The sequence below is a fragment of the Aeromonas sp. 603607 genome (assembly GCF_049171595.1).
GTDB classification, from domain to species: domain Bacteria; phylum Pseudomonadota; class Gammaproteobacteria; order Enterobacterales; family Aeromonadaceae; genus Aeromonas; species Aeromonas veronii.
This window is the reverse complement of record NZ_JAAKOV010000026.1, coordinates 35,459-47,390: the sequence shown is the minus strand read 5'-3', so window position 1 is coordinate 47,390 and position 11,932 is coordinate 35,459. Positions and strand designations below refer to the sequence as shown.

At 57.2% G+C, this 11,932-nt stretch carries 11 protein-coding genes and 2 tRNA genes; 4 read left to right on the top strand and 9 right to left on the bottom strand.

All coding sequences use genetic code 11. From position 1 onward, the window contains the following. Positions 1-77 (top strand) — tRNA-Val (locus G5315_RS19670). Between the two features lie 171 nt (positions 78-248). Here G5315_RS19670 and G5315_RS19665 read toward each other — a convergent pair. From G5315_RS19665 to fadR, 6 genes are all read right to left on the bottom strand, one after another. Continuing rightward, on the bottom strand, positions 249-2,084 hold the full coding sequence (locus G5315_RS19665) for a sigma 54-interacting transcriptional regulator (protein ID WP_421333808.1): 1,836 nt from the start codon (positions 2,082-2,084) through the stop codon (positions 249-251). 278 nt (positions 2,085-2,362) lie between these two features. Beyond that, positions 2,363-2,827 carry a hypothetical protein gene (locus G5315_RS19660; RefSeq protein ID WP_005360970.1) on the bottom strand — a complete coding sequence of 155 codons (465 nt, stop codon included), beginning with the start codon at positions 2,825-2,827 and terminating at the stop codon, positions 2,363-2,365. 222 nt (positions 2,828-3,049) lie between these two features. Further along, on the bottom strand, positions 3,050-3,934 hold the full coding sequence (locus G5315_RS19655) for an AEC family transporter (protein ID WP_421333806.1): 885 nt from the start codon (positions 3,932-3,934) through the stop codon (positions 3,050-3,052). A 12-nt stretch (positions 3,935-3,946) separates the two neighbouring features. Further along, positions 3,947-4,504: a YaeQ family protein gene (locus G5315_RS19650; protein ID WP_005336887.1), complete on the bottom strand. Its 558-nt coding sequence runs from the start codon at positions 4,502-4,504 to the stop codon at positions 3,947-3,949. A 188-nt stretch (positions 4,505-4,692) separates the two neighbouring features. Beyond that, positions 4,693-4,833, bottom strand: coding sequence for a TIGR02808 family protein (locus G5315_RS19645; protein WP_005345965.1), 141 nt, complete (start codon positions 4,831-4,833; stop codon positions 4,693-4,695). A 265-nt stretch (positions 4,834-5,098) separates the two neighbouring features. After that, positions 5,099-5,812, bottom strand: a complete 714-nt coding sequence (gene fadR, locus G5315_RS19640; RefSeq protein WP_026034983.1) for a fatty acid metabolism transcriptional regulator FadR — start codon at positions 5,810-5,812, stop codon at positions 5,099-5,101. Positions 5,813-6,145: 333 nt separating this feature from the next. On the opposite strand from fadR, the gene nhaB reads away from it, so the two are divergent. Both nhaB and dsbB read left to right on the top strand, forming a co-directional pair. Next, positions 6,146-7,726, top strand: a complete 1,581-nt coding sequence (gene nhaB, locus G5315_RS19635) for a Na(+)/H(+) antiporter NhaB (protein WP_421333804.1) — start codon at positions 6,146-6,148, stop codon at positions 7,724-7,726. A 98-nt stretch (positions 7,727-7,824) separates the two neighbouring features. Next, complete coding sequence (gene dsbB / locus G5315_RS19630) at positions 7,825-8,346, top strand: disulfide bond formation protein DsbB (protein ID WP_139734721.1); 522 nt, start codon at positions 7,825-7,827, stop codon at positions 8,344-8,346. A gap of 77 nt (positions 8,347-8,423) precedes the next feature. Here the strand turns inward: dsbB and G5315_RS19625 are convergent, their stop codons facing one another. From G5315_RS19625 to uvrB, 3 genes are all read right to left on the bottom strand, one after another. Next, positions 8,424-9,071: a DedA family protein gene (locus tag G5315_RS19625; protein ID WP_041202713.1), complete on the bottom strand. Its 648-nt coding sequence runs from the start codon at positions 9,069-9,071 to the stop codon at positions 8,424-8,426. Positions 9,072-9,249: 178 nt separating this feature from the next. Continuing rightward, entirely contained in the window at positions 9,250-9,507 is a 258-nt protein-coding gene (locus G5315_RS19620; protein ID WP_368171680.1) for a YkvA family protein, read from the bottom strand. Next, positions 9,504-11,516, bottom strand: coding sequence for an excinuclease ABC subunit UvrB (gene uvrB, locus G5315_RS19615; protein ID WP_421333801.1), 2,013 nt, complete (start codon positions 11,514-11,516; stop codon positions 9,504-9,506). Before uvrB ends, G5315_RS19620 begins: the two co-directional genes overlap by 4 nt. Positions 11,517-11,649: 133 nt before the next feature. On the opposite strand from uvrB, the gene G5315_RS19610 reads away from it, so the two are divergent. After that, a tRNA-Asn gene (locus tag G5315_RS19610) sits at positions 11,650-11,725 on the top strand. The last annotated feature ends 207 nt before the right edge of the window (positions 11,726-11,932 follow it).

The following is an 11,932-nucleotide window of genomic DNA, read 5'->3' as shown; positions in this document are numbered from 1 at the left end:
GCGTCCTTAGCTCAGCTGGTTAGAGCATCACCTTGACATGGTGGGGGTCGGTGGTTCGAATCCACTAGGACGCACCAGATTAAAAAAGCCCGCTCATCGAGCGGGCTTTTTGCATTCTGCCATTTAGCCACTCCCCCTGCCCCACCAATCCGTTCAGCACAATTCGGCAATGACACAGAGCCTTGTTCCCATAAAAAAACCCGTGCCATCCGATGAATGACACGGGCCGGATAAACGCCGCCAGCGCCTCAGCTCTGCACGGCAATCTCGTACTTCTTTATCTTGCGATAGAGGGTGGCAATCCCAATCCCCAGCGCCTGTGCGGCCAGTTTTTTGTTGCCGAGCCGCTGCAGGGTCTCTTCTATCATCTGTTTTTCCATGCTCTCAAGGCCGCTCTCACCCGGAACGGGTTCAGGCAGCTTCTCCGGCGGGGCGGCGAGCGGAGCTGTGGCAGGCACATTGAACGCCGCATCCAGGTTGGTCACCGGGATCGACTGGGCCGCCACGTGATGGGGCTCCTGATTGCGGATGATGTTGGGGGGCAGCAGACTGGCGTCAATCACTTCGCCCGCCTGGCTGACGTTGACCAGATATTCGATGAGGTTGCTGAGCTCGCGGACGTTGCCCGGCCAGCGATACCCCTTGAGCAGCGCCATCACCTCGGGAGCCAAACCGGGATAGACGATGCCAATGCGGCTGGTGTGCAGGTTGAGGAAGTAGTGGGTCAGCAGCTCCACGTCCCCTTCCCGCTCCCGCAGTGGCGGCAGGTTGAGGGGGATGACGTTGATGCGGTAGTAGAGATCCTCGCGAAACTTCCCTTCGACGATGTATTGATCGAGATGCTGGTGAGTAGCGGCGATGATGCGAATATCCACCGGCACCGGTCGGCTGGCCCCGATGGGGGTCACCTCCCGCAGCTCCAGCACCCGCAGCAGCTTGGCCTGCATGGTGAGCGGCATGTCGCCAATCTCGTCAAGGAACAGGGTGCCCTGATGGGCTGCCTGAATCAGGCCCTGCTTGCCACCGCTGGAAGCACCGGTAAAGGAGCCCTTCACATAGCCAAACAGCTCGCTCTCCAGCAGTTGTTCGGGAATGGCGGCACAGTTGATGGCGATAAAGGGCTTGTCCTGTCGTGGACTCAGGCGATGGACGGCGCGGGCCACCACCTCTTTACCGGTGCCACTCTCGCCACAAATCAGCACGCTGGAGGGACTCTGGGCGATGCGATGCAGCAGTCGCTTGAGGGTGCGCATCGGCTTGCTCTCGCCGATCAGCTGATCGATCCGCACATCCGGATCCGGCTCCTGAACCTGACCGGAGTGGGACTGGTGAAAGGCCATCAGAAAGAGCTGCTGGCCCTGCACATGGTGCAATTGACCGATGATCAGCTCCTGACGACCTTCAAAGGTGATGATGTGCTGAAGATGACCACTCAGCCCCTGTTGGGAGAAGGTGAGTGGGCGGATCCCCACTTCGCGCCCCTGCAGCTGTTCCTGCTGGCAACCCAGATGATGGAGTGCCGCCTCGTTGGCATAGAGCAGTTGACTCTTGTCATCGAGCAGCAGGCAGCCCTGATCCATGTTGGTCATCAGATTGAGGAACACCTTGTTGACCCCGTCCGACAACCCGCGCGAATCGAGCAACTTGGCTACAAAGATGGTGGAGATGTGGCGCACATAGTCACACACATCCTGCAGATTGTTGTTGAGGCGCGCCTGCTGCTCGTCGCTGAAGGCCACCAGACTGATCACCCCGATGCAGCGCTCGTCCACCATGATGGGCACCCCGAGGAAGGCGCGCTCACGGCAGCTCTCCTTGCAGGTACAACCGTCACACACCGGATCATCGCTGGTGTGGGTAACGATCTTCTCCCGCTGGTTATCAATCACATAGCGCAGCAGGCGGGAATCCCCCTCCAGCTGACGTCCAAAGAATTTGCCATAGGGCCCGGTGCCAGCCACCCGAACCATATCGGCATCCACAATTTCGACCTCAAGCTGCAGCACACTCGCCAGCATCTTGGCAAAGCGCAAGATGGTCGGCTGGATCTGCATCAACAGACACTGGTTGCTCACGGATCTCATCCATCATTCCTTTTTGTTCTTGTTATCCTCCCCCTAAAGGGAGTCATGCTGGCCAGATACTAAGGGATATCAGGGGGAACTACTTCAGGGGGGATCACGAAAAGGGAAAATGATCTGCATCCTCCGCGACTTCAGAGGCACAGATAAAATTCAATAAAAACATAAAGATGAAAACACATGCAGTGAGATAAACCACCCAGCCAAGCCTGCTGATCCGCAAAGTCCATCGACAGAGCATGCTGGCTGTGGGGAAAACAACCTCTGAAATGGCATTTGGTTCACGCACCACGTACCTGTTTCAAGACTTGGCACTCATGGTCGAAATCTGCTTTATCTTGCGGCTGAATGTAACTTTGCCAGCGGGCAAACAGCTCGGCCGTCGGATAACGATGCAAGCGAATACCGGTGCGATAGAGTTTGGGAAAAAGTGGGTCTGGCTGGGATCTCACGACCAGACCGCGCAGCTTCTCGCCAGAGGGAATGGCAATCACCAGCTCATCACCCTCTTTCAACCGTATGGCCCCCAGAATGCCGATGCCGCCGATGGCTATGTCGCGCACCACCACATAGGGCACAGGGTTGAGCAACTCCAAAAACCAGTTGCGACGGCGACATTCCGCCTTGTAACCACCACCACTGAGGATAAAACGGCGGTGTCTGCGCCAGTCATAACCGGTAGGCAATGCCGGGTCATAGCGCGATTTTGCCTGCCCCACAGGATCAGATTGCTCACTTGTGCTCATCCGGTTTCCCTCACTGGCATTGGTTAAACAGTGTCAGTCAGCTCTTTTTCAACTATAGCTGCCGCCGTTAGGCCCCGGGCTCAGGGTTGGATAGGGGGACGACAGATATATTACGGAGGCAATGATGGACAGAGATGGCATGCATGAGATGCGAACGACTGTGACTCGGTTCGATCAAGCAATTGACCAATGAGTCGCACCGCCGCAGCGATTCAATCTGGCTTAGCCGGGCAGATGAAGTGCCAGCCAGACTGCCAGCGGGATAACCAGCACAGAGAGGGCATTGCCGCCGAGCACGATACTGGCCACCTTGTCCGGCTGGCAGTGATACTGCTCGCAGAGCATGTAATTCAAGACCGCAGGGGGCAAGGAAACCGACAACATCAACAGCGGGATCCACTCCGTCTTGAGCGGCAACAGCCAGATCGCCAGCAGCAGCGACAATCCCCCCGCCAGCAGATAGAGCAGGTTGCACTTGAGCGCGAGGCCAAGGTGATCGAGCTCTCCCTCCATCAGGCGAATGCCCAGCGCAAAGAGCATCAGGGGCACCGAGATCTGGCCGAGCAGCGAGGCCGTGGTCACCACATATTCCGGCAGCGTAATGTGCAGGTTGGCCACCAGCAAACCGGCCAGCGCGGCCCATAACACAGGGCTGTGCAGCCACAACCAGCGGGAGGTATTGGCCGAGAGGATAAACATGCCGACCGAAAAGTGCAGCAGATTGGAGAGCACAAAGAGGATCACGATGGCCCCCAGTTGCTGCTCGCCAAACGCCAGCACCATCAAGGGGATACCAAGATTGCCGGTATTTCGGAACATGGCGGGCAAGATCAGCGCTGCCCGCTCAATCCCTTTGAGTTTGAGCAGCGCGAGCAGCAGACCGGGTAACAGAATAACCAGCGCCCCCGCCGCAATCAGCGGCAGATGCTCCGCCAGCGCCAGCGGATACTTGACCAGCGCGGAGAAGACCAGCGCCGGGGTAAACAGCTCGATATTGGCCCGATTGACGTAACCGAGCGCGGCCCCCGGTCGCAATCGCCCGTAGAGTGTACCGAGCCCGACCACACCGAACACCGGGATGACGATATTGAGCAAGGCGCTGAACATGGGCGGCGTCCGTTACAGTTCGCGGGCCGGTTTGCCCATCAGCACCACCGGATCCAGCGTCACTTCCAGTGCGCCGTTACTGACCCAGAGCTGACCATCGGAGATAGTGCAGGTGAGCTGCATGGTACGCTCGACCATAGCGGTGAGTGGAAGAGTCTGGCTGTCGGAGAGTTCGATGATGCTGAGGTTGTCATGCTGGCTCAGCTTGCCCTGGTTCTGCTTCCACCAGACGCTGGTGCCACGACCGCCGTAGAGATAGAGCACCACCTGACGGGCGCGGTTGCAGGCTTTTTTGAGCCGTTTCTCATCGGGTTGGCCCAGCTCGATCCAGAGCTCTATTTCGTCCGAGTAGTTCTTGCACCAGAGCTCGGGTTCATCATCGGCGCTCAATCCCTTGGTGAATTCCAGTCGCTCAGCGGCGTGCCAGGCAAAGGCCGCCAGCCGGATCATCATCCGCTCATCGGTTTCGGAGGGGTGGCGCGCAAGCGTGAGGGAGAAGTCCTGATACAGATTGCGATCCATATCAGACAAACTGATCTGGGCCTTGAATACGGTTGCCTTGAGAGCCATAGAAAACCTTGAACACCTGATAAGAGAAGGGGGAGTGGGAAATACGGGCGCCAGTGTAATCAAAATCGGCGGCAGGTTCGACCATCCTGACCAAAGATTTCCCCTTCCCTGCCGGGATAAGTGTTTTAAAAGACACAAAAAACAAATGCCAGTCCGAAGACTGGCATTTGGCGGCATGGAGAAGCGACTCACTTCTCGGCGGACTGTACCCCGAATGCGTTCAGCAGCATGCAACAGGTCACTGCCACCGCCACGAATCCGCTCAGAAAGATAAAGGGCATGGCCCCGTATCCCAGTACTGTCCAGATGGTGTGTTCAAGAAGACTCATTGTTGTGTCCTTCATCCGGTGAAAGGTGTGTTCCTTCTGGCGGATATTGGCTCCGCTCTTGATGCCTCCATTTGACCTCAATCAGCGGTTGGGTCCTATGCCACCAAAGTGATAAATGCAGGGTTCATTTGCGCTGGATCAAGCTTTTTGGCCAAATATCCATGCAGTTCAAGCAATTACCACCGCCAATCAAGGATAGACACAAACACGGCAGAATAAAAAAACGCGCCGGATGGCGCGTTTCTTGGACAGCACAGGCAAGGGATCAGTTGTCGCACAGATCGCTTGGCATGTCCTGACGCAGGCGGGTCCACAGCTTGCCGGACTCGATACCGTACTGACGCACCGTCATGAACACGGCTTCGTGGTTCTTGGTCTCCGCCAGATTGAGCAGGGTCTTGTAGTAGGCATCTGCGGTCTCGCGGGCCTGCTTGTCGGAGAAGTAGTAGCTGCCGACCCGGCTGTACAACCCTTTGAAACCGTTCAGGATCAGGGCGTAGATCGGATTGCCGGAAGCAAACGCCAGCTGGTGGTGCAGGCGATAATCGAACTCGGCATAAGCCTGGGCGTTGTTCTCGACCCCATCGGCGCCACGCAGGATCTCGGCGGCCTGCTCCGGATTGTGACGGATCGCCCCGCGGATAAAGATGGTGCAGATGTGGGTACGGGCGGAGAGCAGCTGAGCTATCAGATCAGGTACCTTGTCCTGATCCAGACGGGCCAACGTCTCCAGAATATTGAGGCCGGAGGTTTCCCAGAAATTGTTCACCTTGGTCGGCTTGCCATGCTGTATGGTCAACCAGCCATCACGGGCCAGTCGCTGCAGCACTTCGCGCAAGGTCGTCCGCGTCACCCCGATCAACTCGGATAATTCACGCTCGGCGGGCAGAATAGATCCGGGAGGAAAGCGATTGTTCCAGATGGACTCGATGATGTATTCCTCGGCAAACCCAGCTGGGCTCTGCGCTTTTATAACCATGAATTGACTCTGTTGTAATGCGTAAAAAGGCTGACGAATGATATCAAAGCGATGATGGCTGGCAAGCATAAGGTCAGTCCTCTGCTCACATATGGCAAATATAGTGTTGGGAATATGCATCTAATCGCCACGAGGGAGCCAGCCAACCCCGACAAGGTGGTTATAAAACAGACAGATGGGCAGAGTTCCATCGGCTATCATTTATAATCGTCACGCTTTTTGATTAAAATCACGAGTAATCAGACAGATAAAGGCCAACATCCGGAGGCACAGGTCGAATCATCCTTGACTGCATAGAAGCAGATCCTAACAACAAAGTTGAGACCCATTATCATGCCAATAAGCCTAGGGCAGGCATTCGCCAAGAACTTCTTGGGCAATGCACCACAGTGGTATAAAAGCGCCATCTTGCTATTTCTGGTGATCAATCCGATTGCCTTCCACCTTGATCCTTTCATTGCGGGCTGGTTACTGGTCGTTGAGTTTATCTTCACCCTGGCCATGGCCCTCAAATGCTACCCCCTGCAACCAGGTGGTCTGCTCGCGATCGAAGCCGTGTTGATCGGCATGACCTCCGCCGATCAGGTCAAACACGAGCTGGTCGCCAATATCGAAGTGCTGTTGTTGCTGGTGTTCATGGTGGCAGGCATCTATTTCATGAAGCAGCTGCTGCTCTATGTCTTCACCAAGCTGCTGATCGGCGTACGCTCCAAGATCCTGCTCTCCCTCTCCTTCTGTCTGGTCTCCGCCTTCCTGTCAGCTTTTCTCGATGCCCTGACCGTGATTGCCGTGGTGATCAGCGTCGCCACCGGTTTCTATGCCATCTATCACAAGGTCTCGTCCGGCAAGGAGTTTGGTCACAGCCATGACCATACCAATGATAAGGAAGTCGCCGAGCTCAATCGCCAGGATCTCGACGATTTTCGCGCCTTCCTGCGCAGCCTGATGATGCATGCCGCCATCGGTACCGCGCTGGGTGGTGTCTGCACCCTGGTGGGCGAGCCGCAAAACCTCATCATCGGCGAGCAAGCCAGCTGGAACTTCGCCGAATTTGCCATTCGCATGTCACCCGTCACCGTCCCCGTCTTTATCTGCGGTCTGCTGACCTGCGTGCTGGTAGAGCAGTTCCGCTGGTTTGGCTATGGTGCACGCCTGCCGGACACGGTGCGTGCCATCATGGAGGAGTACAATCGCTACGAAGAGGCAAAACGCAGCCCGCAAGACAAGGCCAAGCTGATCGTTCAGGCGTTGATTGCGGTCTGGCTGATTGTCGGCCTGGCCATGCACCTGGCAGCCGTTGGCCTGATTGGCCTCTCGGTTATCGTGCTGGCCACCTCCCTGACCGGGATCACCGAGGAGCACTCGCTGGGTAAAGCCTTCCAGGAGGCACTCCCCTTCACCGCCCTGCTGGCGGTCTTCTTCAGCGTGGTCGCCGTCATCATCGATCAGCAGCTGTTCAAGCCGGTGATCCAGCTGGTACTGGCAGCCAAACCGGAGAACCAGCTGGCCCTCTTCTATTTGGCCAACGGGGTGCTCTCCATGGTCAGTGACAACGTCTTTGTCGGCACTGTCTACATCAATGAGGTGAAGACGGCCATGCTCAATGGTGCCATCGACCGCGCCCAGTTCGATCTGCTGGCGGTAGCCATCAACACAGGTACCAACCTGCCGTCGGTCGCCACCCCCAATGGTCAAGCCGCCTTCCTGTTTATGCTCACTTCTGCATTGGCGCCGCTGCTGCGTCTCTCCTATGGCCGCATGGTCTGGATGGCGCTGCCCTACACATTGGTGCTGGGGCTGATCGGCTTTTTCTCTGTCGAATTGCTGCTTGGCCCTGCCACCGAGTGGTTCTATCAGCACGGATGGCTGGTGATGGAGAGTACGCTGCCAGCGGTACAGCCAGCGCTGCATTAATCCATTGATATGGTTTCCGAGGGCCCTTTCAGGGCCCTTTTCTTTTCTGCCCCGCTCTGCTCTAATTCAGCCACTGTTTTTTCTGAGAGATCAATTAGATGATCGAGTTTCTCCGCCGTATCGCCGCCCATCGGCTGGCCTGGGGCTTGTTGACAGCATCAGCCCTGTTCCTCGAGTTGTGTGCCCTCTTCTTCCAGCATGTGCTGGGCCTCTCCCCGTGCGTGATGTGTGTTTACGAACGGTTGGCGACCCTGGGGGTGCTGGCCGCCGGTCTGCTCGGCATGGTGGCGCCGGATAAGTGGTATGTTCGCTGGAGTGCCATGTTGCTGTGGGGCTACAGTGCCTTCCGTGGCTTCCAGCTGGCCCTCAAGCATGTGGACTATCAGGTTAACCCCTCCCCGTTCAACGTCTGCAGCCCGTTTGCCGACTTCCCGAGCTGGGCTCCGCTCGATCAGTGGCTCCCCTGGCTCTTTATGCCAGAAGGGGATTGTGCCCAGATCACCTGGCAGTTCTTCGGTTACTCCATGCCCCAGTGGCTGGTCGTAATCTTCGCCGCTTACCTGTTGGTCTTCACCGTAGTGGCCATCGGCAATCTGGTGAAAGGGCGCTGCTGCAACTGAGTGTCATGCCCGCGTGAAGATAAAAAGGGGGAGCCATTATGGCTCCCCCTTCTCGTTCTGGTTGACCGTATTTCTGATTATGCCTTGGCTGTACTCATCTTGGCCTTGACCGCGCCAATTACCATGGGCAACAGGGAGATACCGATGATGCCGAAGATCAGCAGGGTAAAGTTGTGACGCACCACCGGCAGATTGCCAAAGAAGTGACCGGCATAAACGAAGGAGAGTACCCACAGCAGGCCGCCAACCAGGTTGAACGCCAGGAAGCGCGGATAGGTCATGGCCCCCATCCCTGCCACGAACGGCGCAAAGGTACGCACGATGGGCAGGAAGCGGGTGATGATGATGGTCTTGCCGCCATGCTTGGCGTAGAAAGCATGGGTCTTCTCCAGATAGTCGCGGCGGAAGATTTTGGAGTCCGGGTTGCGGAACAGCTGCTCGCCGAAGAAGTGACCAATGGTGTAGTTGACCACGTTGCCCAGCACGGCAGCGATGATCAGCACGGCCGCCAGGGTATGGACGTCCAGCACGCTGCCCACAGTAAGCGCACCGGCGGCAAACAGCAGGGAGTCACCCGGCAGGAACGGCGTCACTACCAACCCGGTTTCACAGAAGATGATCAGAAACAGGATGGCGTAAACCCAGACGCCATAGTTCTCGAACAGCTCTTTCAGATGCACGTCAACGTGCAGGATAAAGTCGATTGCAAAGAGGATCAGATCCATTTTTTCCATACCCATAAAGTGAACGGCGTGGAGTCTACGCCAATGCCATTCGGGCGACAATCACCGGCCAGCCTCTTTTTCATCCTGCAGAGCCCACCTTCAAATGAAACCGTTTTTCCGCTTCCTTCGAGGGTGGGAGCGCACAGAGTGATGTCGAGCGTGGTGTTGAAAAGGTGAACTAGGAGGCCTGTTCCAGATCGCTGCGCACTGCAGGGGGAAGACAACGCTCCCAACCCCATAGCAACACCAGCAGCAGGGTCACATCATCAAACCAACCCAGCAAGGGCACCACGTCGGGGATAAAATCCACCGGACTGATGCCATAGAGCAGGATAAGGATCACCAGGGCTCTCGCCCACCAGGGGGTACCGGGATGGCGAAAGCCCTGATAGAGACGACGAAGTCGTTGCCAGACAAGCCAGCGTTTGCGGCTCATGATTCGATCAACGCGCTGCGCAGCCGCTGGATCTGATCCCGCAGTGCCGCCGCCTGTTCGAACTCCAGATCCCGGGCATGCTGGAACATCTGCTCCTCCATCCGCTTGATCTCTTTGGCAATCTCGCTGGCTGAGCGGACATGGTATTCCCCTTGCGGCTCGGCTGCCTTGCGCATCCCCTTGCCTGGTTTGCCTGCCGTGCGGCTGCCCCCCATGTCCATCACATCGCCAATGGATTTGTTGAGCCCTTTGGGGGTGATCCCATGCTTGAGGTTATGGGCATGCTGCAAGGCGCGGCGCCGCTCGGTCTCCTCAATGGCTACCTTCATCGAGTTGGTGATGGTATCGCCGTAGAGAATGACCTTGCCGTTGAGGTTACGCGCCGCACGGCCGATGGTCTGGATCAGCGAACGAGTGGAGCGCAGGAAGCCCTCTTTATCTGCATCGAGAATTGCTACCAGCGACACTTCCGGCATGTCGAGACCTTCCCGCAGCAGGTTGATGCCCACCAGCACATCGAACTTGCCAAGGCGCAGATCGCGAATGATCTCCACCCGCTCGACCGTGTCGATATCGGAGTGGAGATAGCGCACCTTGACGTCGTGCTCCGCCAGATACTCGGTCAAGTCTTCCGCCATCCGCTTGGTCAGGGTAGTAACCAGCACCCGCTCCTCCACCGCGACCCGTTTGCGGATCTCGGAAAGGAGATCGTCCACCTGAGTGGTCACCGGACGCACCTCGATCTCCGGATCGAGCAGGCCGGTTGGGCGTACCACCTGCTGCACCAAATCGCCGCCGGACTTCTCCAGCTCGTAGGGGCCGGGAGTCGCCGAAACAAACACCGTCTGCGGCATCAGCGCTTCAAATTCGTCGAACTTGAGCGGCCGGTTGTCCAGCGCCGAGGGGAGCCGGAAGCCGTACTCCACCAGGGTCTCCTTGCGGGAGCGGTCCCCTTTGAACATGGCGCCGATCTGCGGCACCGTGACGTGGGACTCGTCGATGATGAGCAGACCGTCCCCCGGCAGGTAGTCAAACAGGGTGGGCGGCGGCTCCCCCGGCGCACGGCCGGAGAGGTAGCGGCTGTAGTTCTCGATACCGGAGCAGTAACCCAGCTCCTGCATCATCTCAATGTCGAACTGGGTACGCTGGCTGATGCGCTGCTCTTCCACCAGCTTGTTGAGGGACAACAGCTGCTCACGGCGACTGCGCAGCTCCTCCTTGATATGCTCGATAGCCCCCAGAATGGTCTCGCGCGGGGTGGCGTAGTGGGTCTTGGGGTAGATGGTGTAGCGCACTACCGTCTGCTCGATAGCGCCGGTCAGGGGATCGAACTGGGAGAGGCGCTCCACCTCTTCATCAAACAGCTCTACCCGCAGCGCCAGCTTGTCAGATTCGGCGGGGTAAATATCGATGACTTCACCGCGCACCCGGAAAGTACCGCGTTGAAACGCCATGTCGTTGCGGGTGTACTGCAGCTCGGCGAGACGGCGCAGGATATCCCGCTGGTTGATCACATCCCCCACTTTGAGATGCAGCATCATGCTCAGATAAGCTTGGGGATCCCCCAGACCATAGATGGCCGACACCGAAGCAACGATCACCACGTCGCGCCGCTCCAGCAGCGCCTTGGTGGCCGACAATCGCATCTGCTCAATGTGATCGTTGATCGAGGCATCCTTCTCTATAAAGGTGTCGGTGGTCGGCACATAGGCTTCGGGCTGGTAGTAGTCGTAGTAGGAGACGAAATACTCTACAGCGTTGTCGGGGAAGAACTCCTTCATCTCGCCATAGAGCTGGGCGGCCAGGGTCTTGTTGGGAGCCAGGATCATGGTCGGGCGGTTCAGAGTGGCGATGACGTTGGCCATGGTGAAGGTCTTGCCTGAACCGGTCACCCCGAGCAGGGTCTGGTGGGCCAGCCCCGACTCGATGCCATCCAGCAGTTGGGCAATCGCCGTGGGCTGATCCCCGGCGGGTTGAAACTGGCTGGCTAACTTGAACAATTTGCTCATGAACACTCCCGACACAAAACAGCAAAGGAGCAGTGTAACCGAGGGTTTGGCAGCGGTACACCCGTGCCATCATCCCGCGAATGGCTTGACCACCCAGGACACCTTCTGTATGATGCTCCTCCTTGCCTGATGTTCCCCCGTAGTTCAGTCGGTAGAACGGCGGACTGTTAATCCGTATGTCACTGGTTCAAGTCCAGTCGGGGGAGCCAATTCCTCACCATCTCGGTGCAAGTTATCCACTTTAGTGCCCTCTCCTGCCAATTTTAATGCACAAGATCCTTCTTGCTGCTGACGCTCCCTTTTGTTACCCGTCCCGGCTCGACAGAGTTTTCTCCTGTCGCATCTAACTATTTGATTTTTATACAAACATTTTTCTTCCGGTATTTTTTGAACAGCCCTTGCATCCCAGTACTGGC

What these genes read in the sequence shown, in the direction of transcription:
- nhaB (WP_421333804.1), top strand. Translation starts at nt 6,146, where the DNA reads ATGCCAATAAGCCTAGGGCAGGCATTCGCCAAGAACTTCTTGGGCAAT.
- G5315_RS19625 (WP_041202713.1), bottom strand. Translation starts at nt 9,071, where the DNA reads ATGGATCTGATCCTCTTTGCAATCGACTTTATCCTGCACGTTGACGTG.
- G5315_RS19650 (WP_005336887.1), bottom strand. Translation starts at nt 4,504, where the DNA reads ATGGCTCTCAAGGCAACCGTATTCAAGGCCCAGATCAGTTTGTCTGAT.
- G5315_RS19655 (WP_421333806.1), bottom strand. Translation starts at nt 3,934, where the DNA reads ATGTTCAGCGCCTTGCTCAATATCGTCATCCCGGTGTTCGGTGTGGTC.
- fadR (WP_026034983.1), bottom strand. Translation starts at nt 5,812, where the DNA reads ATGGTTATAAAAGCGCAGAGCCCAGCTGGGTTTGCCGAGGAATACATC.
- G5315_RS19620 (WP_368171680.1), bottom strand. Translation starts at nt 9,507, where the DNA reads ATGAGCCGCAAACGCTGGCTTGTCTGGCAACGACTTCGTCGTCTCTAT.
- uvrB (WP_421333801.1), bottom strand. Translation starts at nt 11,516, where the DNA reads ATGAGCAAATTGTTCAAGTTAGCCAGCCAGTTTCAACCCGCCGGGGAT.
- G5315_RS19645 (WP_005345965.1), bottom strand. Translation starts at nt 4,833, where the DNA reads ATGAGTCTTCTTGAACACACCATCTGGACAGTACTGGGATACGGGGCC.
- G5315_RS19665 (WP_421333808.1), bottom strand. Translation starts at nt 2,084, where the DNA reads ATGAGATCCGTGAGCAACCAGTGTCTGTTGATGCAGATCCAGCCGACC.
- dsbB (WP_139734721.1), top strand. Translation starts at nt 7,825, where the DNA reads ATGATCGAGTTTCTCCGCCGTATCGCCGCCCATCGGCTGGCCTGGGGC.
- G5315_RS19660 (WP_005360970.1), bottom strand. Translation starts at nt 2,827, where the DNA reads ATGAGCACAAGTGAGCAATCTGATCCTGTGGGGCAGGCAAAATCGCGC.